The organism is Faecalibacterium sp. An77 (assembly GCF_002161315.1).
Taxonomy (GTDB): Bacteria; Bacillota; Clostridia; order Oscillospirales; family Ruminococcaceae; genus Faecalibacterium.
The window spans coordinates 12,815-37,122 of the sequence record NZ_NFHK01000002.1; the positions used below are offsets into that span (position 1 = coordinate 12,815).

The 24,308-nt window shown below is 59.1% G+C and carries 19 protein-coding genes and 1 tRNA gene; all 20 read left to right on the forward strand.

Annotated features, from left to right (window positions below; genetic code table 11):
- Positions 1 to 6 precede the first annotated feature (6 nt).
- The 20 genes from whiA to B5G28_RS01205 all read left to right on the forward strand — a co-directional run bounded on the left by whiA (position 7) and on the right by B5G28_RS01205 (position 24,181).
- Positions 7 to 939: a DNA-binding protein WhiA gene (gene whiA, locus B5G28_RS01115; protein ID WP_087245597.1), complete on the forward strand. Its 933-nt coding sequence runs from the start codon at positions 7 to 9 to the stop codon at positions 937 to 939.
- A complete protein-coding gene (locus B5G28_RS01120; protein WP_087245599.1) occupies positions 932 to 4,435 on the forward strand; it encodes a DNA polymerase III subunit alpha in 3,504 nt (1,167 codons plus the stop codon). The genes whiA and B5G28_RS01120 overlap by 8 nt, the downstream gene beginning before the upstream one ends.
- Positions 4,436 to 4,670: 235 nt before the next feature.
- Positions 4,671 to 5,645 carry a 6-phosphofructokinase gene (pfkA, locus tag B5G28_RS01125; RefSeq protein WP_087245600.1) on the forward strand — a complete coding sequence of 325 codons (975 nt, stop codon included), beginning with the start codon at positions 4,671 to 4,673 and terminating at the stop codon, positions 5,643 to 5,645.
- A gap of 399 nt (positions 5,646 to 6,044) precedes the next feature.
- Complete coding sequence (gene ligA, locus B5G28_RS01130) at positions 6,045 to 8,033, forward strand: NAD-dependent DNA ligase LigA (RefSeq protein WP_087245602.1); 1,989 nt, start codon at positions 6,045 to 6,047, stop codon at positions 8,031 to 8,033.
- A gap of 306 nt (positions 8,034 to 8,339) precedes the next feature.
- The gene (gene spo0A, locus B5G28_RS01135) at positions 8,340 to 9,098 is read left to right on the forward strand and encodes a sporulation transcription factor Spo0A (protein WP_087245604.1); all 759 of its coding nucleotides are present in this window, start codon (positions 8,340 to 8,342) and stop codon (positions 9,096 to 9,098) included.
- 276 nt (positions 9,099 to 9,374) lie between these two features.
- Entirely contained in the window at positions 9,375 to 9,575 is a 201-nt protein-coding gene (gene rpmE / locus B5G28_RS01140; protein WP_087245606.1) for a 50S ribosomal protein L31, read from the forward strand.
- Positions 9,576 to 9,728: 153 nt separating this feature from the next.
- Entirely contained in the window at positions 9,729 to 10,700 is a 972-nt protein-coding gene (locus B5G28_RS01145; RefSeq protein ID WP_087245608.1) for an ABC transporter ATP-binding protein, read from the forward strand.
- A 1-nt stretch (position 10,701) separates the two neighbouring features.
- Complete coding sequence (locus B5G28_RS01150) at positions 10,702 to 11,574, forward strand: ABC transporter permease subunit (RefSeq protein WP_087245610.1); 873 nt, start codon at positions 10,702 to 10,704, stop codon at positions 11,572 to 11,574.
- Positions 11,575 to 11,588: 14 nt separating this feature from the next.
- On the forward strand, positions 11,589 to 13,037 hold the full coding sequence (locus B5G28_RS01155) for a Gldg family protein (RefSeq protein WP_087245612.1): 1,449 nt from the start codon (positions 11,589 to 11,591) through the stop codon (positions 13,035 to 13,037).
- Between the two features lie 13 nt (positions 13,038 to 13,050).
- Entirely contained in the window at positions 13,051 to 14,058 is a 1,008-nt protein-coding gene (locus B5G28_RS01160; RefSeq protein ID WP_087245614.1) for a DUF4340 domain-containing protein, read from the forward strand.
- Between the two features lie 232 nt (positions 14,059 to 14,290).
- Positions 14,291 to 15,337: an ABC transporter ATP-binding protein gene (locus tag B5G28_RS01165; protein WP_087245616.1), complete on the forward strand. Its 1,047-nt coding sequence runs from the start codon at positions 14,291 to 14,293 to the stop codon at positions 15,335 to 15,337.
- Positions 15,338 to 15,342: 5 nt separating this feature from the next.
- Complete coding sequence (locus tag B5G28_RS01170; protein ID WP_087245618.1) at positions 15,343 to 16,158, forward strand: ABC transporter permease; 816 nt, start codon at positions 15,343 to 15,345, stop codon at positions 16,156 to 16,158.
- Positions 16,158 to 16,997: an ABC transporter permease gene (locus B5G28_RS01175; RefSeq protein WP_087245620.1), complete on the forward strand. Its 840-nt coding sequence runs from the start codon at positions 16,158 to 16,160 to the stop codon at positions 16,995 to 16,997. The genes B5G28_RS01170 and B5G28_RS01175 overlap by 1 nt, the downstream gene beginning before the upstream one ends.
- Before the next feature lie 14 nt (positions 16,998 to 17,011).
- The gene (locus B5G28_RS01180) at positions 17,012 to 18,244 is read left to right on the forward strand and encodes a spermidine/putrescine ABC transporter substrate-binding protein (protein ID WP_087245622.1); all 1,233 of its coding nucleotides are present in this window, start codon (positions 17,012 to 17,014) and stop codon (positions 18,242 to 18,244) included.
- A gap of 31 nt (positions 18,245 to 18,275) precedes the next feature.
- Complete coding sequence (locus B5G28_RS01185; protein ID WP_087245624.1) at positions 18,276 to 19,013, forward strand: acyl-ACP thioesterase domain-containing protein; 738 nt, start codon at positions 18,276 to 18,278, stop codon at positions 19,011 to 19,013.
- A 488-nt stretch (positions 19,014 to 19,501) separates the two neighbouring features.
- Positions 19,502 to 21,016: an IMP dehydrogenase gene (locus tag B5G28_RS01190; protein WP_087245626.1), complete on the forward strand. Its 1,515-nt coding sequence runs from the start codon at positions 19,502 to 19,504 to the stop codon at positions 21,014 to 21,016.
- Positions 21,017 to 21,157: 141 nt separating this feature from the next.
- Positions 21,158 to 21,358: a hypothetical protein gene (locus B5G28_RS14360; protein WP_144265464.1), complete on the forward strand. Its 201-nt coding sequence runs from the start codon at positions 21,158 to 21,160 to the stop codon at positions 21,356 to 21,358.
- Positions 21,359 to 21,584: 226 nt separating this feature from the next.
- Entirely contained in the window at positions 21,585 to 23,105 is a 1,521-nt protein-coding gene (locus B5G28_RS01195) for a nicotinate phosphoribosyltransferase (RefSeq protein ID WP_087245628.1), read from the forward strand.
- A gap of 87 nt (positions 23,106 to 23,192) precedes the next feature.
- A tRNA-Leu gene (locus B5G28_RS01200) sits at positions 23,193 to 23,276 on the forward strand.
- Between the two features lie 149 nt (positions 23,277 to 23,425).
- Positions 23,426 to 24,181, forward strand: coding sequence for a heparan-alpha-glucosaminide N-acetyltransferase domain-containing protein (locus B5G28_RS01205; RefSeq protein WP_087245630.1), 756 nt, complete (start codon positions 23,426 to 23,428; stop codon positions 24,179 to 24,181).
- Positions 24,182 to 24,308: the final 127 nt, after the last annotated feature.

Consider the following 24,308-nt stretch of genomic DNA (forward strand, 5'->3'; position numbering starts at 1 on the left):
CAGAGCATGAGCTTTGCCTCCGAGGCCAGATGCGAGATCGCCGGGCGGGAGCTCACCGGAGAAAATACCGTTCGGGCGGCCTGCTATGGGCTGGCCTGCTTTGCAAAACATTTTGATGCCAGGGGCCTGGTGATCCAGACCGAACAGGCCGAGACCGCCGACTATGCCCGGCAGTGCTTTGCACGCTGCGGCATCCGCGGTGAGGTCCGCAGCCGGGATCACGCCAGCGGCCCCATGTATGAGTTCAGCATCAGCCAGCCGGAACAGGTGGGCCAGATGCACGCCCTTTTCGGGACCAATGGCAATGAGACAAGCCTCCAGATTGACCCGGCCCTGATCCGCAGCCCCAAGAGCGTCAGCGCCTATGTAGGGGCTGCATTTCTCTGCTGCGGCACCGTCACCGATCCCCAGAAAGGCTATCATCTCGAATTTACCACCCCGCGCACCAATCTGGCGCGGGATTTTGAAGCTCTGCTGGCAGAGCATGAGTTTGCCCCCCGGCGCAGCCGCCGCAAAGGGGTCAACGTCGTTTATCTCAAGGCCTGCGCCAACATTCAGTCCCTGCTGGTTTTCATGGGGGCAGAAAAGGCCGCCGGCCTGATGAACACCGAGCGGGCCGTCAAGTCGGTCCGCAATCAGGTCAACCGCTACACCAACTGCGAGACCGCCAACCTGGGCAAGATGGTGCGGGCCAACGCCTCGGCCATCAAGGCGCTGCGGTATCTTCAGGAGCAGGATGCTCTGGAGACTCTGCCTGAGCCGCTGCGGGAAACCGCCGTCAAGCGGCTTCAGTACCCGGAGCTGTCTCTGGCGGCCCTGTGCGAAACATTTGAGCCGCGGCCCAGCAAATCGGGCCTGGCCCACCGGCTGAAACGCCTGGAGGCGATGTCGGCTGACCTGCGGGCCCGGAAAGAGGGGGGAAATCCACACCGTGAGTGAATCCACCGCCGCACAGCGCGGCTTTGTGCACCTGCATCTTCACACCGAATACAGCCTGCTGGACGGCGCCTGCCGGATTGACCAGCTGATGGACCGGGTCAAGGAATGCGGCCAGACTGCCGTCGCCTGCACCGACCACGGCGTTATGTACGGCTGCGTGCAGTTTTACAAGGCCGCCAAAAAGGCCGGCATTCAGCCCATCATCGGGTGCGAGGTCTATGTGGCCACCCGCACCCGGTTTGACAAGGTCAACAAGATCGACGGCAACAACCATCTGATCCTGCTGTGCAAGAATGAAACCGGCTACAAAAATCTCATCAAGATGGTGTCGGCCGCCTTCACCGAGGGCTTTTACTCCAAGCCCCGGGTGGACAAGCAGCTGCTGGAACAGTACCATGAGGGCTTGATCTGCCTGTCGGCCTGTCTGGCGGGCGAAATCCCCCAGGCCCTACTGGCAGGGGACTATGAGCGGGCCAAATCCGCCGCCCTCTGGTACAACGACCTGTTTGGACAGGGGAACTACTACATCGAGCTGCAGGACCACGGCCTGGCCCAGGACGAAACCGTCCTGCCCCAGCTGATCCAGCTGGCCCGGGATACCGGCATCCCCATGGCGGCCACCAACGACGCCCACTACCTCCGCAAGGAGGATGCCCGGGTTCAGGAGATCCTGCTGTGCATCCAGACCGGCAAGACCATCCAGGACGCCGACAAGATGGAGTTTCAGACCGACGAGTTCTACGTCAAAACCACCGATGAGATGTACGATCTCTTTTCGATGGTGCCGGAGGCCTGCGCCAATACCGTCAAAATCGCTGAGCAGTGCCAGTTTGATTTTGACTTTGGCCACACCAAGATTCCATACTATAAGGCCCCCGACGGGATGGACAACCAGGCTTACTTTGAAAAACTCTGCTGGGAAGGTCTAGAACGCCGGTACGGCCCTGATGTTCCCGAGGCCAACAAGGAGCGTCTGGCCTATGAAATCGGCGTCATCCGCTCCATGGGCTACACCAACTACTACCTGATCGTCTTTGACTATATCAATTTCGCCAAGAGCCAGAATATCCCGGTGGGACCGGGACGTGGTTCGGGCGCCGGCAGCATCGCGGCCTACTGCGTGGGAATCACCGACATCGACCCCATCCGGTATAATCTGATTTTCGAGCGGTTCCTCAACCCCGAACGAGTCAGCATGCCGGACTTCGACGTGGATTTCTGCTACGAGCGCCGCCAGGAGGTCATTGATTACGTCAACCGGAAATACGGCTCGGACCATGTGGCGCAGATTGTCACCTTCGGTACCATGGCCGCCCGCAACGCCATTCGGGACGTGGGACGGGTGATGGGCCTGCCGTACCAGAATGTGGATACGGTGGCCAAGCAGGTCCCCATGGAACTCAAGATGACCCTGAAACGGGCTCTGGAGGTTTCCAGCGAGCTGAAAAAGATGTACGACGCCGACCCTCAGGTCAAGGAACTGATCGATACCGCCGCCAAGGTGGAAGGCATGCCGCGGCACGCCTCCACCCACGCCGCCGGCGTGGTCATTACTCCGGAGCCGGTGGACTACTATCTGCCTCTGGCCACCAACGACGGTCTGCCAGTCACCCAGTTCAACATGACCGAAATCGAGGAGCTGGGCCTGCTCAAGATGGACTTTCTGGGTTTGCGCACCCTGACGGTTATCCGGGACGCGGAAACTGCTGTCCAGAGGAAAGAGCCCGGCTTCACCATGGCTCATCTGGACTACGACGATAAGGAGACCTATCAGATGCTGGGCCGCGGTGAGACCGAGGGCGTGTTCCAGCTGGAATCTTCGGGCATGCGTCAGGTCCTGATGGGCCTGCAGCCGGAGAACCTGGAAGACGTCATCGCTCTCATCAGCCTGTACCGGCCCGGTCCCATGGACTCTATCCCCACGTACCTGCGCAACCGCCACGAGCCGGACAAGATCAGCTACAAAACGCCCCAGCTGGCCCACATCCTGGACGTCACCAACGGGTGCATCGTCTATCAGGAACAGGTCATGCAGATTTTCCGGGAGCTGGCGGGCTTCTCCTTCGGCCAGGCCGACAACGTCCGCCGGGCCATGAGCAAAAAGAAGCACGACGTCATGGAGGCTGAGCGGGAACATTTTGTCCATGGATGCACCGAGCCGGGGCACGAGTGTCCGGGCTGCGTGGCCAACGGCATTTCGGAGCAGGTGGCCAATGAGATCTACGACGAAATGTCCAGCTTCGCGTCCTACGCCTTCAACAAGAGCCATGCGGCCTGCTATGCCTATGTGGCGTACCAGACCGCCTACCTCAAGTGCCATTATCCGGCCGAGTTCATGGCGGCCCTGCTGACCAGCGTTCTGGACAACACCGACAAGGTCATCGAGTACACCGCCGAGTGTTCCCGGCTGGGTATCCGGGTTCTGCCGCCGGATATCAATATTTCGGGCGGCGGCTTCACCGCCGACGGCACCGGCCAGATTCGCTTTGGCCTCAATGCCGTCAAGAACGTGGGCCGCAACCTGATCGAGAACGTGGTCCGGGAGAGGGAAGGGAAACCATTCTCCAGCCTCTACGATTTCTGCAAGCGGATGCACGGCAACGAACTGAACCGCCGGGCCGTGGAGTGCCTCATCAAGGCGGGTGCCTTTGACTGCATGGGCGCCACCCGCCGCAGCCAGGTGGAAGCGGTGGAGGGCATCCTGAAAAGCGTCGAGAACGACGCCCGCCGGAATCTGGAAGGCCAGCTGGACCTGTTCGCGGTTATGGCCGGCGGAGAAGAGCCGGTCTCGGATGGCTATGAGCTGCAGAACCTGCCTGAATATCCCCACGGCGACCTGCTTAAAATGGAGAAGGAGGTCAGCGGACTGTACCTTTCGGGTCATCCGCTGGACGCCTACCGGGAGCAGTCGGCCCGGTACGCCTCCCACAGCATCAAGATGCTGACAGGGGAGGACGCCCATCAGCTGGACAACACCAAGGTGCGTATCGTCTGTACCGTGGTCAAAAACCGGATGATGACCACCAAGAACAACTCCATGATGGCCTTTACCAGTGTGGAGGACCTGACCGGCACGCTGGAAGTCATCGTGTTCCCGCGGGTGCTGGACACCTTCCGGGATTCTCTGCAGGAAAACGCCGTCGTGGTCATCGACGGCCGGCTGTCGGTGCGGGAGGACGAACCCGCCAAGCTGATGGCCGAGTCCATCATCCCCATCGACCGGTACAACCCGGCCGCACCGGAGGACTATCACCCCGATCCCGTCAAGGAAGCGCCCCGGCGGCTGTATATCCGTTTGCCGTCCCGCAGCAGCCGGGAATACGACAAGGTCATCAACCTGCTCGAAATCTTTGACGGAAATATTCCGGTTATTTTGTATTTATGCGACACCCAAAAAAAGCTCGCTGTACCGCGCCGGCTGTACACGTCGGGGCATCCGCTGCTTTACCGGGAGCTGGAACGGCTGCTGGGCAAGGGAAATGTTGCAACAAAATAACATGTATGTGAGTGAATCGAGACGGGTGCACTGTTTTCAAACTGGACAAAATGTGCTATAATGTCTGTAATACGGCACAGGCCCATGGGTCTTTGCTGCACATCGGCCGGGACGGCAGGGTCCCGGCTGAGGCAGACTTCCCCCTCAAAAGGGCAGGGAAGGAGCCACTGGGAATGAGAAGGATTGAAACATTTATAAAAGGGAAAAGGCATATGTGAATGGGAGGATTTCCACTATGGAGAGACAGATCAAATCCATTGGCGTACTGACCAGCGGCGGCGACGCACCTGGCATGAATGCAGCGGTGCGTGCAGTCGTTCGTACTGGCATCCACAAAGGTTACCGTATGATCGGCATTCAGCGCGGCTACAACGGCCTGCTGAACGGCGAGTGCTACGAGATGAACCTGCGCAGTGTCTCGAATATCATTCAGGACGGCGGTACGATCCTGTATACGGCCCGCTGCCTGGAGTTCAAGACCAAGGAAGGTCAGGACAAGGGCGCAGCCAAGTGCCGTGAGCTGGGCATCGATGCCCTGGTTGTCATTGGCGGCGACGGCTCCTACCGCGGCGCCCGTGCGCTGGCTCACCGCGGCATCCCGATGATCGGCCTGCCCGGCACCATCGACAACGATATCGCCTGCACCGACTACACCGTCGGCTACGACACCGCCATGAACACCGCCATGGAGATGATCGACAAGCTGCGCGACACCACCCAGAGCCATGACCGCTGCAGCGTTGTCGAGGTTATGGGCCGCAACGCCGGCTACATTGCTCTGAATGTGGCCATTGCTTCGGGCGCTATGGCTGTGCTGCTGCCGGAGTACGAGTTCGATATGCAGCGGGACATTCTGGACCGCATCGAGATGACCAAGAAGACCGGCAAGAATCACTTCATTATCATTGTTGCCGAGGGCGTCGGCCATGCACAGGAGATCGCCAACGAGATCCAGGCCCGCACCGGCATCGATTCCCGCGCCACCATTCTGGGCCACGTGCAGCGCGGCGGTTCGCCCACCCTGCGTGACCGCGTGAATGCTTCGGCCATGGGCTATCGCGCCGTCTGCCTGATCGAAGAGGGCAAGTTCAACCGCATCGTCGGTATGCGCGGCGAGACTCTGGTGGACTACCCTGTGGACGAAGCTCTGGAGATGACCAAGTCTCTCGACCCCGTCCTGATCGACGTCTGCAACACCATTTCGATCTGATTTCTGAATCAGACCCAGCGTTACATTGACTGCAGCGCACCGCGGCAGGTTCATCCTGCCCGGTGCGCTGTATTTTTTTTGCCCACCGGCAGAATCGAGTCTAAAAACGCACGTACCAACGCACTATAAAATGACGATAATACGTTTTGTATATTGTCGAGAGATTTACAGTCAACTGCACGGGGCTGTCATCCGTCCTTTTTCTTGAAATGATAATATTGTGCTATGAACAAGAATTCTAACGGAGTGCGGACATTTTTTGCAGTTTGAGACGGAACGGGCGACACTTTTTGTCGTTTGTTTTTGCCTGTCGGTCGTTTTCATGAAACGCAATTTGTGGTATGATGTGGATGTGCCCCGGCGTTTCCCGGGGACCCCACCAAAGGTAGGAGAGAAACTATGTTGGAACTGGAACAAGCAAAAAAGCGCGCCGAAGAACTGCGCGCGATCATCGAGTACAATAACCGGTTATATTACGACCAGGATGCCCCCGAGCTGGAAGACTTCCAGTATGACGCCCTGACCCGTGAGCTGCGCCAGCTGGAGGCGGATTTCCCCCAACTGGTCACCCCGGATTCCCCCACCCAGCACGTGGGCGGCACCCCCAGCGGGCGGTTCGCCAAGGTCACCCACGCCGTCAAAATGGAAAGCCTTCTGGACGCGTTCAGCTTTGATGAACTGAGGGACTTTGACCGCCGCGTCCGGGACGCAGGCGTGGAACCGGAGTATGTAGTGGAAATCAAGATCGACGGCTTGTCCTGCAGCCTGGAATACGAGAACGGCCAGCTGGTGCGGGCTTCCACCCGGGGCGACGGCGTGGTGGGCGAGGACGTCACCGAGAACGTCAAGGCCATCCGCAGCATCCCCAAGACCCTGAAAGGCGCGCCGGAGTATCTGGAAGTCCGCGGCGAAGTCTATATGCCCCATGCTGCTTTCCAGAAGCTGTGCGAGGAGCAGGAGCTGCAGGGAGGCTCTCCGTTCAAAAATCCCCGCAACGCGGCCGCCGGTTCGCTGCGCCAGAAGGACCCCAAAATCACCGGCAGCCGGGGGCTGTCCATCTTTATATTTAATGTACAGCAGATCCGGGGCGCCGAGCTGACCACCCATGCCGGAAGCCTGGACTACCTCAAGAGCCTGGGTCTGCCGGTCTCGCCCCGCTACCATCTGGTCCACACCATCGAGGAGGCCATTGCTGAGATCGAGCAGATCGGCCAGGGCCGCGCCGGGCTGGATTTCGATATGGACGGCGCTGTGATTAAGGTAAACGACTTTGCCCAGCGGACCCAGCTGGGTTCCACCGCCAAATTCCCGCGGTGGGCCATCGCCTTCAAGTATCCCCCCGAGGTGAAGGAGACCCGCCTGCTGGACATTGAGGTGGCGGTGGGCCGCACCGGCGTGCTGACCCCCACCGCATCCTTTGAGCCGGTGTTCCTGGCCGGAACCACCGTGGCCCGGGCCACCCTCCACAATGAGGAATTCATCCGTCAGTTTGGCCTGTGCATCGGCGACACCATCCAGGTGCGCAAGGCAGGGGACATCATCCCTGAGGTGATTGGAGTCACCGCCCACGCCGAGGGCGCTCAGCCCTATCAGATGCCCACCGTCTGCCCCTCCTGCGGCGCGCCGGTGGTTCATCTGGCCGATGAAGCGGCCCTGCGGTGTGTCAACCCCGAATGCCCGGCCCAGTCCCTGCGGAACCTGATCCACTTTGCGTCCCGGGACGCCATGGACATCGACGGACTGGGCGTGGCGGTCTGCACCCAGCTGGTGGACCGCGGCCTGGTCCGGTCGGCGGCAGACCTCTACACCCTCACCAAAGAGCAGCTGCTGACCCTGGACAAGTTCAAGGACAAGAGCGCCGATAACCTCCTGCGGGCCATTTCCCACTCCAAGGAGAACAATCTGGACAAACTGCTCTTTGGCCTGGGCATCCGCAACATCGGCTATAAGGCCGCGGCCCTGCTGGCCGAACGGTTCGGCAGCATGGACACCATCCGGCAGGCCGACCTGGAAGCTCTGTGCACCATCGACGGCTTTGGCGAAATTATGGCCCAGAGCGTGGTGGAGTTTTTTGCCAAGGACGGCACCGAGGACCTGATCCGCCGCCTGGCAGAACAGGGAGTCAACATGACCTGGAAAGGGGAAACCCGCACCGACCGTCTGGCGGGCAAAACCTTTGTGGTGACCGGCACCCTGTCCAGCCTTTCCCGCAAGGAGGCCGAGGCCCTGATCGTGAAGAACGGCGGCAAAGCCAGCGGCAGCGTGTCCAAAAAGACAGCCTATGTGGTGGCCGGCGAGGCGGCCGGCAGCAAACTGGACAAGGCCAACGCCCTGGGCATCCCGGTGCTGAACGAGGAGGAATTCCTCGCCATGATGGAACAGGAGTGAGCGCAACCCGAGCTGATGGAACAGAAAGATAAACCGGCGGGCCAAAATTCCCAAAATATGGCAATTTTTGCTGTTGAATAGACTGGTAAAATATGGTAAAATCTATGGTGCAAGGACGGGGTGCATCTGATTCGCCGAAACGGCCAGGGAATGCTCGAAAAAGCGCTTGCTGCAATGCTTTTGTGGAAAAGACGCCGGTGCAAGGCCTCTCATGCGCCCCTTGGAGTGATACCGCGAACTTCCGGCCGCTGTGTCGGCAGCGGCGGGCTTGACTGGGTTCATTTTACGCATGGGAGGAGAACAATCATGGACAAGATTAAGTTTTTGATGTCAGACACCGGAGCAGAGGTCACCCCTCTGTGCCGCGAGGCGCTGGAGCAGAAAGGCGTGGACGTGACCGTGGTGGAAAAGGATGGCAGCAAGGTTCTGCAGAAGATGCTTTCCATCCGGCCCAACGTGGTGCTTCTGGACGCTTTTATGCCCGGGCTGGATGCTCTGACCATCAAGCAGCGGTATAATGCCGCAGGGGAGTGGCACACGTCCTTTTTTGTCACCGGCGCCTTCCAGAGCGAAGAAATGGTCCAGGAACTGCTGGACGAAGGGTTCTCCTATTATTTTGTGAAGCCCTTTGACGAGAGCGTCCTGGTGAGCCGCGTGCTGAAAGCCGCGGCCAAGCCGGAGCAGCGCTCTCCCTTTACCACCGCCGACAGCGACGAGGTGACGGTCACCGAGATCCTCCATCAGATCGGCGTCCCCGCCCACATCAAGGGCTACCAATATCTGCGGGAAGCCATCCTGATGGCGGTGGACACGCCGGATTACATCAACGCCGTCACCAAGCGGCTGTACCCCGATATCGCCCAGAAGAACGCCACCACCGCCAGCCGGGTGGAGCGCGCCATCCGCCACGCCATCGAAGTGGCCTGGGACCGCGGCGACGTGGATACCCTCAACCGCTATTTTGGTTATACCATCCACAATATGCGGGGCAAGCCCACCAACAGTGAATTCATCGCCATGATTGCCGACAAAATCCGTCTGGACAAAAAACAGCGGATTGGCTGAACCTATCCTCACTCTGCATCCCCCAGCGCAGCAGAAGCGGACTGTCCGAACCAAAGGCAGCCCGCTTTTGCCGCGTCCGGGGCAGAAAGCGGGGAAAAGGCGAAATTTTATGGAGAACAAGGGCATTTTCCTCTTGCATTTTCTGAATTCCGTGCTATAATACTATAGCAATCGTTCCGAAGGCCGCTCGACGGGGTAGCCGAAATTGAAGGTTGTGATGGGCACATACATGGAATATGGCCCCTATTTGTCAGAACCAGAAATGAGGTGAATCGTATGAAACAGGGTATCCATCCCAACTACGTTGACTGCACCATCACCTGTGCGTGCGGCAATGTGATCCAGACCCGCTCTACCAAGCCCGAGATCCACGTTGAAGTTTGCTCCAAGTGCCATCCTTTCTACACTGGTAAGCAGAAGCTGGTTGATACCGGCGGACGTGTGGACCGCTTCAATCGTCGTTTTGGCCGCAAGTAATTTATATTTTGCAGCTGCTGCACCGCTCTCCCAACCGGAGAGCGGTGTTTTTTATTGTCACATAAGGGAATTTACACCACTCTGCCTTATTTTGAACACATTTGCATCCTATAGTATGTATGATTCCAAACAAACTGAAAGGAGCATTTGCCAGTGATCGAAGTGTCGCATCTGACCAGGGAGTACAGCGGCCGTCCGGCGGTGAGTGATTTGTCCTTCACCGTGGAGGACGGACAGGTTTATGGCCTGCTGGGTCCCAATGGAGCGGGAAAATCGACCATTATGAACATCATCACCGGGTACCTTGCCGCCACCAGCGGGACGGTAACGGTGGACGGACACCCATTGCCTGAGGAGGCCGACGCAGCCAAAGCCTGCATCGGCTATCTGCCCGAGACGCCGCCGCTCTACCCCGAAATGACGGTGCGGGAATATCTGACCTTTGCCGCCGAGCTGAAAGGGGTCAAGCGGGCCGAGCGCACCGCCCAGGCGGAAAAGGCCGCCCGCCGCACCGGCCTGACCGACGTGATGCCCCGGCTGATCCGCAACCTGTCCAAAGGCTATCGCCAGCGGGTGGGCATTGCCCAGGCACTGCTGGGCCACCCCAAGGTGATTATTCTGGACGAGCCGACGGTGGGTCTGGACCCGGCGCAGGTCATTGAGATCCGCCGCCTGATCCAGGAACTGGGGCAGGGGCACACGGTGATCCTGTCCAGCCATATCCTCAGCGAGGTGCAGGCCGTCTGCTCTCAGGTGCTGATCCTCTCCCATGGCCGCCTGGTGGCGGAGGGCACGCCCCAGGAGCTGAGCGCCCAGCTGAGCCCCCACGGCGTCCTGCACGCCACGGCGCTGGGCAGCCGGGAGGCGGTGGCCGCCGCAGTGCGGGCCGTGAAGGGGATTCAGTCGGTGGACATTGAGGAGGAAAGCGGCGGGGAGGTTACCTTCACCGCCCGCAGCGGCTCAGGCGAAGATCTGCGGGCTGCGGTCAGCCAGGCGCTGGCCGCCGCGGGCTGCGCCGTCCTGAATCTGACCGCCGAGACCCGCAGCCTGGAGGACGTGTTCCTCGAGCTGACCGAATTTGAACAGGCGGACACCGCCGGCCAGACCGAAGGGGAGGAGGAGTAAGATGACGGCTATATTCAAACGGGAATTCCGCAGCAGCTTCTCCGGCATGATGGGCTGGCTGCTGACCGCCTTTCTCACCGGCACTTCGGCGCTCTATTTCTTTGCCAATAACCTGGGGTTTGGCCTGACCGACTTTGGCTACTATACCCTGTACCAGACGGTTTTTGTGCTGCTGGTGTATGTGCCGGTGCTGGCCATGCGCAGCTTTGCCGAGGAAAAACACAGCCGCACCGATCAGCTTCTTTTGACCAGTCCGGTGTCGGTCTGGGGGATTGTTCTGGGCAAATATCTGGCCATGTGCGCCGTCTTCGCACTGCCCTGCCTGATGGATGCCCTGTTGATCGGGGTTCTGCGGGCGCTGGGCTCCACCAACACCGCCCTTCTGTCCAATTTCTCCAGCCTGCTCTGCTATTATCTGCTGGGCTGTACGGCCATTGCCATCTGTGAATTCCTCTCCAGCCTGACCGAAAACCAGATCATCGCCGCGGTGATGGGATTCGGCGCTCTGTTGCTGGCCTACCTGATGCCAGGCCTGCGCAGCCTGTTCAATGCGGGCAGCGTCATGGCTCTGGTGGTCTTTACGGTGCTGGCTGCCGCGGTTTCGCTCTGGGCCGGCCTGCGCAGCCGCAGCCTCACGCTGGGATGTTTCCTGTTCGCCGCTCTGGCGGCCTGCATCTCGGTGCTGTTCACCGTCCGCAGCGCCTGGCTCACCGAGGCTTTCAGCTCGGTGCTGGGGGCTCTGGCCCTGTTCTCTCCCTTTGAGGACTTTGTCAATGGCAGCTTCTCGCTGCCGTCTCTGGTGTATTACATCAGCGTGGCAGGGCTGTTCCTCTTATTTACGGCGCAGGGCATTGAAAAGCGCCGCTGGAACTGAAAGGAGGCCCGACGATGAACAAAGAATCCAAACTGCGCCGCCTTTTTGCCGCACCGGCGGACGGCGGGCGTATCTTCCGCAATGGCCTGTACTCCACCGCCATCCTGGCGGCAGCCGTGGTGCTGGTGATCCTCATCAATCTGATTGTCCAGGCCATCCCCACCACATATACCGAGTTCGACCTGTCTGAGGGCGGTCTGTACACCCTGAGTGATACTTCCGTCCAGGTGGCGGAGGGCCTGACCCAGGATGTAACCATCTACTATCTGTGTGAAACCGGCAGCGAAGATGCCATCATCACCCGGCTGCTGGACCAGTACGCAGCTTCCAGCAGCCACATTCACTGGGAACAGAAGGACCCCGCCCTGTATCCCACCTTTGCCGCTCAGTATGGGGCCGAACAGGTCTCGGGCGGCAGCCTGATCCTGGACGCCGGCACCGGCAGCGATGTGCTGGACGCGGTGGACTTTTACGTCTACGACTACTCCGACTATTACAATTATAGTGTCCGCTTTGACGGCGAACAGCAGATCACCTCGTCGCTGTACCGCCTGACCAGCGGGGAAGCCAGCCAGGCCTACTACACCACCAACCACGGGGAACGGGCTCTGTCGGACACCCTGGTGGATGCCCTGGAGGCCCAGAACATCCAGCCTCAGGAGGTGAACCTGTTGAGCAGCACCATTCCCGAGGACTGCGACCTTCTCATCATCAACTGTCCCGCCAGCGATTTCACCGGCCCGGAGGGCGCGGTGGATGAAATCGGCATGCTGGAGGAATATCTGGCCGCCGGCGGCAAGGTTCTGCTCACCACCGACGCCTACTACAGCACCCCCAACCTGGATGCGGTTATGGCCGAGTTTGGACTGTCCCGGGTGGACGGCCTGATTGTGGAAGGGGATGCCAACCACAGCCTGTACGGCTACAGCTATTATCTGCTGCCCGATTACGCCATCACCACCGAGAGCACCGCCCTGGATGGCCTGGACACCAGCGCCTACCTGCTGCTGCAGATGGCCCAGGGCATCCAGATCACCCAGAACGACAGCGTCACCGCCGAGCCTCTGCTGACCACTTCCTCGGCCGCCTACAGCAAGACGGCGGGCTATGAGATGACCACCACCGACAAGGAGGAGGGCGACATCGACGGACCCTTCAACCTGGCGGTGTGGGCCCAGAACGACACCACCGGCGCTCAGGTGATTTGGGTGGGCTGCTCCAACATGGATGACGACACTTTGTATATGAGTGTTCCAGGCAACTGTGATTTCCTGGTGGGCTGCGCTGCCTCTCTGACCGGCCAGTCCAGCGACATTCTGATTGACGCCAAGGCGCTGGAGGCCGACCAGCTGACCATCCCGGCCGGCACGGCCACCGTGGTGGGTCTGGTGTTCCTGCTGGCGGTTCCGGCAGGTCTGCTGATCGCCGGCGCAGTGGTCACCATCCGACGCAGAAGAAGATAAGGGAGGGGACTGCATGAAAGCCAAACAGCGCACCCTGCTGATCTTGCTGGTTCTGGTGGTGCTGGCGGGCGCCGCCCTGGCCCTGCTGACCCGCTCCAACCAGAAAGCGGAACAGGCCGCCAGCGAGGCCGAGGCCGGAACCATCCCGCTGTCCTCCTTTGCGGTGGACAGCCTGACCGAAATCCAATACACCTACCAGGGCGAGACCGTTTCGCTGCTCTACGACGGAGAAACCTGGACCCTGGCCAACGACCCGGACTACCATCTGGATCAGACCAAGTGCAACACCATGGCCGCCGCTCTGGCTGACCTGAATGCCAAACGCCAGCTGGATGCCCAGACCGGGGAAGATTACGGTATGGAGGTTCCTCTGGTCACCGTCACGGTGATAGCAGGCGGAGAGACCAACACTTTCACCTTTGGGGATACCAACACCATCACCGGGGACATTTACGTCCAGAAGGAAGGGGACAGCGCCGTCTACACGGCGGCCTCCTCCAAGGTGAGCTGCTTTGAATACGGCAAGGAGGAACTATTCGGAGCCTTCAACCCGGCGGGCATCACTTCCAGCAGCCTGGAAACCATCGACTACACCTATTCCGGCGGCGGGGAGAGTTTCTCGGTCCAGCTCAAGGCTGTGTCGGTGGCCGCTGACGCGGCCAGCTCTGCCAGCGAAGCCGCAGACAGCGCGGCCGACAGTGAGACCTACACCACCGCCTGGCGCCTGGCCGATGAGACTGAAACCGCCCTCAATGAGGAGGCGGTCAACGGGATTCTGTCGGCCCTGAGCGGCTATGTGTCGGGGCAGATCACCGGCGCCGAACCGGCAGATTATGGCTTTGATGCCCCGCTGGTCACCGTCACCGCCTCCGATGGAGAAACCACTTACCAGGTCACCTATGCCTCCGGAACCGACGGCTGTTATATGATGACGGAAGGGGACAGCTCCATCTATAAAGTGGACCTCACCGTCCCCGAGGCCTTCCACTATACGGCGGAACAGCTGAAGGCCGCCTCGTAAAAAGCAAGTAAAATTTCATTTTTTCAGTCAGCCCGAGCGCCGCCAGCGCCCGGGCTTTTTCAATGCCTGCGTTCATTTCAGGGATTCGTCAAAGTTCGGCCGGTTTGGAAACCTTGTTTTGCGAATTGACATTTTCTGCACGATTGTTTAAGATAGACACAGTATGCCGTCTGTGTTCTGCGGCCGGCGTGCGACGCATTGATTCCATGCAAGGGGAGGACTCATCTGGAAAATGGATAATTCTGTAATCGTATCCCTGCGTGACATCGTAGTGGACTTTGACGGCCAGCGCATCCTGAACGGATTGAACCTGGACATTCACGACAAGGAATTTGTGACGCTGCTGGGCTCGTCGGGCTGCGGCAAAACCACCACACTGCGGCTGATCGCCGGCTTTTTGGAGCCCAATGCAGGCCAAATCATCCTGCACGGCAAAAACATCACCGGCGTGCCGCCCTACCGGCGGCCGGTGAATACGGTGTTCCAAAAGTACGCCCTGTTCCCGCATCTGAACGTGTTTGAGAACGTGGCCTTCGGCCTGCGGCTCAAACATATGGACGAGGACACCATCCGCATCAAGGTGCGGGACATGCTGGAAGTGGTGGGCCTGAAAGGTTTTGAACGGCGCAGCATCTCCCAGATGTCGGGCGGCCAGCAGCAGCGCGTGGCCATTGCCCGCAGCCTGGTCAACGAGCCCGAAATCCTTCTGCTGGACGAGCCTCTGGGCGCGCTGGACCTCAAGCTGCGCAAAGAGATGCAGCTGGAGCTGAAACGTCTGCAGCGGGAAATGAACATCACCTTTATTTATGTCACCCACGACCAGGAAGAAGCCCTGACCATGTCGGACACCGTGGTGGTCATGAACGGCGGCGTTATCCAGCAGGTGGGCACCCCCGAGGAAATCTACAACGAGCCCAAGAACGCTTTTGTGGCCGACTTCATCGGCGATTCCAACATCATTGACGGCGTCATGCACCGGGACTTCCTGGTCTCCTTTGCCGGAGTGCAGTTCCCCTGCGTGGACCGCGGCTTCAAGCCCGAACAGAGTGTCCAGGTGGTGGTCCGTCCCGAGGACATCGAGGTGGTCTCCCCGATGGAAGGCCAGCTGACCGGCGTGGTGGACGACGTGATTTTCAAGGGCGTTCACTTCGAGATGCATGTGGACTGCGACGGCCGGGAATGGCTGATCCATTCCACCCGCGCCTGCACCCCCGGCGAGCGGATCGGCATGTGCATCGGCCCCAATGAGATCCATATTATGGCACGGTCGGAGGGGTGAAGGGAATGAAAGGATATGATAAACGGCTTGCCGCCCCGTACCTGGTGTGGATGGCGCTGTTCACGGTCATTCCGCTGCTGATTGTCTGCTACTACGCCCTCACCGACGCCGAAGGCCGCTTCACCCTGGCCAATCTGGTTTCGGTCAGCGGATACGGTTCGGTGTTTGCCCGCAGCCTGCTGTTGGCCATGATTGCCACCGTCATCTGCCTGGTGATTGCCTTCCCGGTGGGATACTTTCTGTCACGCCTGCGGGTGAACAAACAGCGGATCATGCAGATGCTGGTGATGCTGCCCATGTGGATGAACTTCCTGCTGCGGACGTACGCCTGGATGGGCCTGCTGAGCATCAACGGCCCCATCAACACCCTGCTGGGCCTGTTTGGTCTGGGACCCTTCAATATGCTCAACACCGCAGGGGCCGTCGTCCTGGGCATGGTCTATAACTATGTGCCCTATATGATCCTGCCCCTGTACACCAGCATGACCAAGATCGACCAGAGCATCGTGGAGGCCGCCCAGGACCTGGGCGCCAACACCACCCAGACCCTGTTCCGGGTCCTGATCCCCATGAGCGTGCCTGGCATCTGCACCGGCATCACCATGGTGTTTGTCCCGGCGGTGTCCACCTTCGTCATCAGCCGAATGCTGGGCGGCGGCGCCAACCTGCTGATCGGCGACCTGATCGAGATGCAGTTCCTGGGCAACAGCTACAACCTGAATGTAGGTTCGGCCATGAGCCTGGTGCTGATGATTATTGTCCTGCTCTGCATGAGCTTTACTTCCAGCTTTGACGAAGACGAAATGGAGGGGGTGTCCTGATGAAAACCAAACATCTCCGCCTGATGCAGCGGACCTATGTCATCCTGTTTTTCGGGTTCATGTACCTGCCCATTGCCTACATGATCCTGTTCAGCTTCAACGAGAGCAAGGGCTACGCCCTCTTTACCGGATTTACCACCAAATGGTATGCCAGCCTGCTGACCAACTCCTCCATCCTGCGGGCCCTGGTGGTCTCGCTGGAGGTGGCGCTGGTCTCGGCTGTGGTGGCCACAGTGCTGGGCACCGCGGCGTCCCTGGGCATTGCCGGCATGAACCGCACCTCCCGGCTGGTGATCACCAACATCACCTATATCCCGGTGGTCAACCCCGAAATCATCACCGGTATCTCTCTGATGCTGCTGTTTGTGGCGTATCAGCGGTTTGCAGCAGGGGTGTCCTGGCTGCCGGATACCATCATGGGCATGCCCACCCTGTTGATTGCCCATGTGGCCTTCAACGTGCCTTACGTCATCTTCAACGTCAGCCCCAAGCTGCGCCAGCTGGACATCCATCTGTATGAGGCGGCTCTGGATCTGGGCTGTGACCCCAAGCAGGCCTTTTTCAAGGTGATTCTGCCCGAGATCAGCCCCGCCATCCTGTCCTCCTTCCTGATCTGCCTGACCTACTCCATCGACGACTTCATGATCTCCTATTTCAACTGCGGCACCGTCGAGACCCTGCCCATCGCCATCTACTCCATGACCCGCCGCAAGGTCAGCCCCGAGATCTACGCCCTGTCCACCATCATGTTCGGGGCCATCCTGGCCGTGATTCTGCTGTCCAATGTGCTGGAAGGCCGCCGCTACAAGCGGGACCTGAACGCACAGCAGCAGATGTGAGGGGAGGGGACAAGATGAAACGTCTGTTTGCATTTGTGTCCGCCCTGGCGCTGGCCGCAGCCTGCACCGGAACCGCACTGGCTGCGGAACCCATCCAGGTCAACGAGGACATCAGCGTCTCCGGGGACTACGACTGGACCCGGTTCGCCGGCCAGAACGTCACCCTGAACGTCTACAACTGGGGCGAGTATATCTCCAACGGGGCGGACGACAGCGTGGATGTGGTGGCCGCCTTTGAGGAGCTGACCGGCATCCATGTGAACTACACTACCTTTGATTCCAACGAGTCGATGTACGCCAAGCTCAAGTCGGGCGCGGCCAGCTATGATGTGGTGATTCCCTCCGACTACATGGTGGCCAAAATGATTGAGGAGGACATGCTGCTGCCTCTGGACTACAGCAACATCCCCAACTTCGAGCTGATCGACGAGCAGTACCGCAACCCCGACTACGACCCCGAAAACGCCTATACCGTTCCCTATATGCTCTGCACCACCGGCATCATCTACAACACCACCATGGTGAATGAAGCCCCCACCGGCTGGGCCGACCTGTGGGACGAACAGTACGCCGGCAATATCCTGATGTTCAACAACAGCCGGGATGCCTACGCCATCGCAGCTTTCAAAGAGGGCAAGAGCATCAATCCCGCCACCACCCAGGAGGTGGACGAGGTGATGGAGCAGCTCAAAGCCCAGAAACCCCTGGTCCAGGCCTACGTGATGGACGAAATCTTTGACAAGATGATTGGCGGCGAGGCCGCCATCGGCGTATACTATTCGGGTGACGCCATCACCATGATCGATGACAACCCCGACCTGGCCTGGGTTTTCCCGGAGGAGGGCAGCGTGCTGTCGGTGGACTGCATGTGCATTCCATCCACCAGCCAGAACCAGGAAGCCGCCGAAATGTTCATCAACTTCATGTGTGAGGTGGACGTAGGCGCCGCCAACGCCGAATACATCGGCTACACCACCCCCAGCACCGCCGTATGGGAACAGCTGGACGAAGAGCTGAAGTACAGCGAGATCGCCTATCCCTCGGAGGAAGTGGCCGCCAAAGAGCAGGTCTTTACCGCCCTGAGCGAGGAAGTGAACAGCGAGCTGGACGTGAAGTGGAGCGAGATGAAGAGCTACGACGAGGGCGGCAGCGGCTATCTGTTCCTGCTGTTGCTGCTGGCCATGGTTTTGCTGGCCTGCTTCAATATCTGGCGCAAGATGCGCCGCAAAGCGCGGAACATGTACTGAATCCATTTCCCGGACCGGAAAGGAGCACACGATGGGATACCCGATTTATTACACCGAACAGATCACCCTGGACGAAGGGGACGTGGACTACCGCGGTCTGATGAAACCGTCGGCGCTGCTGCGCTGTGCCGAGCATATGGCCACCGCCCACGCCTGGAGCCTGGGCATGGACAAGGCCTTTTACAGTGCGCGGCACATGGTCTATCTGGTGGGCCGCCAGGCCTTTCAGTTCTACAAGGTGCCTGCCATGCGGGACACTTTGACCCTGACCACCTATCCTGAACAGAACCGCCGTGCCGTCAACAAACGGGTCATGGTGGTCTGCAACGAGAAGGGGGAAGAGGTGGCCCGGGTGGACACCCGCTGGACGCTGGTGGACACTGACTCCAGCAAAATCCTGCGCCATATCCCCGAGGATATGGAGAGCCGCTGGAACCCCCAGGTGGACTGGGAACTGCCCCAGCAGGTCCCCAAAGCGCCGGAACTCATTTCGGCAGGGGTACGCCGGGCCGGCTACTCCCTGTGCGACACCAACCGTCACATCAACAACGCCGCCTATCTGGATGTGGTGTGTGATACCCTGCCCCAGGAAGTCATCGAACAGGGTCCCATGCAGTATGCTGTCATCAAGTACCATCGCCAGGTGCCCTTTGGGGAGGAGATGGAGCTGTTTTACGGCCAGGCCCGCGGAGAAGGGGAGGTCCCCGGCTGGTACGTCACCGGTCGTCGGGAAGGAAAAGCAGCCTTTGAACTGTTCTGTCACTTTTAAAAAGAAAAGCCGAAACAAAATTTCGAGCAAATTACAAAAAAGTTACAAAAAGGTATTGCAAATTGGAGACAAAAGAGTTACAATACAGTTACAGCAGAGAGCCGATACGGCGACTGTGAAATCTTTTTCTTCTTGCTTTTGAGGTGTCGGGCGCAGTCAACCCCTCCTCCGGCTGTTCTCCTTCTCAGCTGTCTGGCTGCGCCACACAGGCGATACCTCACTTCGTGTGCAAAAAAGTCCGTCTCGTAAGAGACGGGCTTTTTTGTTTCCCATGCTGTGCAGACAAGGGGCTAAGTTGCATCTTCTTCATGCGTTGACTATGCAAAGTGACTGTTTTTTGCAATCGCATTCTGCAAAACTTTGTCGCACGGATATTTTGTATTCCAGCCTCAAATGTGGTATAGTATAGCCAAGTATCATTCCCGGCGTTGCGCAAAACACGTGTGGCCGCAGCGTCTCACAGGTGGCATAGAAAAGGAGATTGGATCATGGCATATTTTTATGAAGAACCCTCCCGTACTTTCGGCGAATATCTGCTGGTACCCGGCTATTCATCGGCTGAGAATGTGCCTACCGCAGTGAGTCTCAAGACCCCGCTGGTGAAATACCGCAAAGGGGAAGAGGAGTGCCCGCTCGAAATGAACATCCCGATGGTCAGCGCCATCATGCAGTCCGTCTCGGGCGAAAAGCTGGCCATTGCTCTGGCCCGTCAGGGCGGTGTGTCCTTCATCTACGGCTCGCAGAGCATCGAGGATGAGGCCGCTATGGTCCACCGCGTCAAGATGTACAAGGCTGGCTACGTTGTGTCGGACTCCAACCTGTCCCCCGAGGCTACCCTCCACGATGTACTGGAGCTGAAGGCCCGCACCGGCCATTCCACCATCGCCATCACCGATGACGGCACCGCCAACGGCAAGCTGCTGGGCATCGTGGCATCCCGCGACTACCGCATCAACCACACCCCCGACGACGCACCGGTTACCACCTTCATGACCCCCATGAGCAAGCTGGTTACCGCTCCCGAGAACACCTCTCTGCATGACTGCAACAACATCATCTGGGACAACAAGATCAACACCCTGCCCCTGGTGGATGCTGAGGGCCATCTGAAGTACTTTGTGTTCCGCAAGGACTACAACTCCCACAAGGAGAACGCCAACGAGCTGCTGGACGCCCGCAAGAGCTATGTGGTGGGCGCCGGCATCAACACCCGCGACTATGCCCAGCGGGTGCCCGCTCTGGTGGAAGCCGGTGTGGACGTGCTGTGCATTGACTCTTCCGAGGGCTTCTCGGAGTGGCAGAGCCGCACCCTGCGCTGGATTCGCGAGAACTACGGCGACAAGGTGAAGGTGGGCGCAGGCAACGTGGTGGACCGCGACGGTTTCCGCTTCCTGGCTGAGGCCGGCGCAGACTTCGTCAAGATCGGCATCGGCGGCGGCTCCATCTGCATCACCCGCGAGACCAAGGGCATTGGCCGCGGCCAGGCCACCGCAGTCATCGAGGTTGCCAAGGCCCGCGATGAGTACTACAAGGAGACCGGCATCTATATTCCCATCTGCTCCGACGGCGGCATCGTCCACGACTACCACATCACCCTGGCTCTGGCCATGGGCGCTGACTTCGTGATGCTGGGCCGCTACTTCGCCCGCTTTGACGAGAGCCCCTCCAACCGCGTCCGCATCAACGGCCAGTACATGAAGGAGTACTGGGGCGAAGGTTCCAACCGCGCCCGCAACTGGCAGCGGTACGACCTGGGCGGCGCCACCAAGCTGTCCTTTGAGGAAGGCGTGGACAGCTATGTGCCTTACGCCGGTCCTCTGGCCGATGGCGTCCAGACCACTCTGTACAAGGTCAAGAGCACCATGTGCAACTGCGGCGCTCTGTCCATCCCCGAGCTGCAGGAGAAGGCCAAGCTGACCGTCGTTTCCTCCACCTCCATCGTGGAGGGCGGCAGCCACGACGTTCTGCTCAAGAACTCCACCCCCAACATCATGAACGGCTGATTGCAACTCTGAGCCCCCGGTGAAAGCCGGGGGCTTTTTTGCGTTCCCAATGTATAAAATCAGCGGATATTTCTTGACCATGCTGCACATTGCAAACCAAAACAGCTGTGTTATAATTTAAATAAAGGACAAGGGTGGAGAATGGCCATAAACAAGCTTGAGCAGCCTTTTTTGGCGGCAGTCAATCGGAATCAACCAACCCTTTTTCATAGAAGAAAAGAGGAATGCTCCATGATGACCGCTATGATTGAATTGCTTGTGATAGGCGCTATAGCTGTTTTGATTGTCGTGCGTCTGGTGCAGTTTATTGTGAATGCAGTTCGTGCATCTCGCTCCAAGTGACCCGATCCTGGCCGGCGGCGTGTGGCTGCCGGCCTTTTGTTTGTCCTGTTGGCCGAACAAAGGTGACATCAGTCAAGACAGATTGCGTGGATTTGACCTGAATTTTGCAAAAAGAACTTGCACCCCGGGGCAAATGATGCTATCATATCGTTAATACCCAGACCCAGCCCCGCACGCAAAAAGGGGCAAACGGATGTTTTTTGCTACAAGAAGAGGGGAACACTCTATGGAAAATAAAGTCGAAGTCATCCCGTATATTCCCGATGAAGATTACGATAACCCCGCCATGGTGGTGGACTTTTATGAGTTCACCATGGCCAACTGCCTGTTTCTGAACGGCTACAAGGACACCAGGCTGGTTTTTGATATGTTCTTCCGCAAGAACCCGGACCAGCAGGGATATTCCATCAGCGCCGGCCAGCGGAAGCTGACCCGCTTCCTGCTCAACTACCACTTCAACGCCCAGGACATCTGGTGGCTGCGGACCAAGGGAATGAGCGAGGAGTTCTGTGACTACCTGCGGACCTACCGCTGGCAGGGCGATATGTACGCTCTGCCCGAGGGCACCGTCTGTTACCCCAACGTTCAGATGGTCCGGATCGAGTGCGACATGGTGGGCGCCATCCTGATCGAGACCTACCTGCTGCAGACCATCAACTTCCACAGCCTGATTGCCACCAAGGCCACCCGCGTGGTGGGCCTGAACACCCACACTCCCCGCAGCGTCATGGAGTTCGGCACCCGCCGCGCCCAGGGCGAGAGCGCCGGCAACGACGGCGCCTATGCGGCGGTTCTGGGCGGCTGCGTGGGCACCGCCAACTGTCTGGCCGAGATGAAGTACGGCGCAGAGGTCAAGGCCGTGGGTACGGTGGCACACAGCTTCATTGAGTTTTTCCCCACCGAGTTCGACGCCTTCAAGGCCTTTGCCGACACCTATCCCGACTCGGTCAGCCTGCTGCTGGACACCTATAATATTATGGAGAGCGGCCTGCCCAATCTCATCAAGCTGGACGACTACCTGATCGAGAAGTACCCCGACGATCCCAACAAGCGGGTAAAGTCGGCCCGGATTGACTCGGGCGACCTGGCCCGCGGTTCCAAGCGTCTGCGCAAGGCGCTGGACGCTGCCGGCAAGCCCTATATCAAGCTGGTGGCCTCCAACGCCCTGGACGAAAAGAAGATCGCCAACATGGAGCTGTATGAGCACGCCCACTTTGACTCCTACGGCGTCGGCGAGAACCTCATCACCTCGGCGTCCGACCCCGTGTTCGGCGGCGTGTACAAGCTGGTGGCGGTCAAGCAGCCGGACGGCAGCTATCAGCCCAAGATGAAGTGCTCCGACAGCGTCAGCAAGGCCATCATCCCGGGCAAAAAGATGCCCTGGCGTCTGTATGACGCCAACGGCCAGGCCCAGTGCGACCTGATCGCCATGGACGGGGAAGTGATCGAGGCCGGCAAGCCCATCACCATGGTCAACCTGGACCCCGATGCGGTGGAGCGGACCATCACCTTTACGCCGACGGCCGTCAAGCCGCTGCTGGTGCCCCACATTCTCAACGGCCAGCTGGCCATTGAGCTGCCCTCCATCAGCGAGCGCCGGGAATATGTGGCCCGCCAGCTCACCAATGAGGTTTGGGAGAGCGAGCTGCGCCTGGAGTGCCCCCACAAGCACTACGTCAACATGACCCCCGCCGTGGCCGAGTGCCGCGACAAGATGTACGCCGAACTGCATGGCGGCCGCGTTTAATGGATTTTAGTTGACAAAAAGCCGGTCCTATTGTATTATATAGTTCGTCTGGAGCTGCCGCATGGATTCCGTGCGGCAGCTTGTTGGGCCGCTGTGGTGAAATTGGCAGACACGAGGGACTTAAAATCCCTTTCTGGAGACAGAGTACGGGTTCGACCCCCGTCGGCGGCACTGCGAAAGAGCGTTCGGACTGTTCCGGGCGCTCTTTCTTTTTGAAAAGAGCACTTGATTTTTGATGCGGATTCAGGTATCTTTTCTCTGGCCTTCCGGGCCTATTTCCGTCCGGCCCTTTGCCGGACTGCACAGGAGGTACAACTACTATGAACCGTTCCATCCCCACCGGCGGCCGCTATGCGCTGCTGGATGAGCTGCGGGGCCTCTGTCTGATCAGCATGATGGTCTATCACGCCATGTGGGATCTGATTTTTCTGTTTGGCCTGTCTGCGGATTGGTTTCTGGGCCTCCCGGGATATCTCTGGCAGCAGATCACCAGCTGGATTTTCATTTTGCTGTCCGGGTTCTGCGTGCCCCTGGGCCACAGAACCATCCGCCGCGGCGCAGAGGTATTTGGGGCCGGGCTGCTGGTCACCCTGGTGACCTGGGCTTTGATGCCCTCCGATCTGGTGGTTTTTGGCGTCTTGACCTTTCTGGGTTCCGCCATGCTTCTTACCGGTTTGCTCTGCCCGGCGCTGGATAAAGTGCCGGCGCTGGCCGGCCTGGCCATATGCGGGGTTCTGTTTTTCCTGACCCGGGACATCAACCAGGGCTTTTTCGGATTTGAGGGAATCACCCTGGCGGCGGTGCCTTCCGGCTGGTACGCCAATTTCGGCACCGCTTTTCTGGGGTTCCCGCATCTGGAATTTTACTCCACCGACTATTTCTCTCTGTTCCCGTGGCTGTTTCTGTACTGGATCGGCTTTTTCCTCCACAAGGCAGTGGGGCGGGAGAGGATGGAACCCCTGCGCCGCTCGGTCTGCCCGCCGCTGGGCTGGGCGGGCCGTCACTCGCTGCTGCTCTATCTGCTGCATCAGCCGGTGATCTATGGCCTGATGATGGCAGGGACCTTCCTTTTGTGAGAAAAAGTCCCTTGACAACCAATCTGGAACATGGTATTCTTTTTGCGCAGGTTATTATCAACTAACCTCATCCCTTCGGCGCTGGACAGCCAGCGCTTTTTGCAGGGGAGAGAATTAGTTATAACTA

Excerpts from the sequence above, each read along its gene's own strand:
- B5G28_RS01190 (WP_087245626.1), top strand. The coding sequence starts at position 19,502 with ATGGCATATTTTTATGAAGAACCCTCCCGTACTTTCGGCGAATATCTG.
- pfkA (WP_087245600.1), top strand. The coding sequence starts at position 4,671 with ATGGAGAGACAGATCAAATCCATTGGCGTACTGACCAGCGGCGGCGAC.
- spo0A (WP_087245604.1), top strand. The coding sequence starts at position 8,340 with ATGGACAAGATTAAGTTTTTGATGTCAGACACCGGAGCAGAGGTCACC.
- rpmE (WP_087245606.1), top strand. The coding sequence starts at position 9,375 with ATGAAACAGGGTATCCATCCCAACTACGTTGACTGCACCATCACCTGT.
- B5G28_RS14360 (WP_144265464.1), top strand. The coding sequence starts at position 21,158 with ATGGCCATAAACAAGCTTGAGCAGCCTTTTTTGGCGGCAGTCAATCGG.
- B5G28_RS01180 (WP_087245622.1), top strand. The coding sequence starts at position 17,012 with ATGAAACGTCTGTTTGCATTTGTGTCCGCCCTGGCGCTGGCCGCAGCC.
- B5G28_RS01150 (WP_087245610.1), top strand. The coding sequence starts at position 10,702 with ATGACGGCTATATTCAAACGGGAATTCCGCAGCAGCTTCTCCGGCATG.
- B5G28_RS01175 (WP_087245620.1), top strand. The coding sequence starts at position 16,158 with ATGAAAACCAAACATCTCCGCCTGATGCAGCGGACCTATGTCATCCTG.
- B5G28_RS01185 (WP_087245624.1), top strand. The coding sequence starts at position 18,276 with ATGGGATACCCGATTTATTACACCGAACAGATCACCCTGGACGAAGGG.
- B5G28_RS01170 (WP_087245618.1), top strand. The coding sequence starts at position 15,343 with ATGAAAGGATATGATAAACGGCTTGCCGCCCCGTACCTGGTGTGGATG.
- whiA (WP_087245597.1), top strand. The coding sequence starts at position 7 with ATGAGCTTTGCCTCCGAGGCCAGATGCGAGATCGCCGGGCGGGAGCTC.
- B5G28_RS01160 (WP_087245614.1), top strand. The coding sequence starts at position 13,051 with ATGAAAGCCAAACAGCGCACCCTGCTGATCTTGCTGGTTCTGGTGGTG.
- B5G28_RS01195 (WP_087245628.1), top strand. The coding sequence starts at position 21,585 with ATGGAAAATAAAGTCGAAGTCATCCCGTATATTCCCGATGAAGATTAC.
- ligA (WP_087245602.1), top strand. The coding sequence starts at position 6,045 with ATGTTGGAACTGGAACAAGCAAAAAAGCGCGCCGAAGAACTGCGCGCG.
- B5G28_RS01155 (WP_087245612.1), top strand. The coding sequence starts at position 11,589 with ATGAACAAAGAATCCAAACTGCGCCGCCTTTTTGCCGCACCGGCGGAC.
- B5G28_RS01205 (WP_087245630.1), top strand. The coding sequence starts at position 23,426 with ATGAACCGTTCCATCCCCACCGGCGGCCGCTATGCGCTGCTGGATGAG.
- B5G28_RS01165 (WP_087245616.1), top strand. The coding sequence starts at position 14,291 with ATGGATAATTCTGTAATCGTATCCCTGCGTGACATCGTAGTGGACTTT.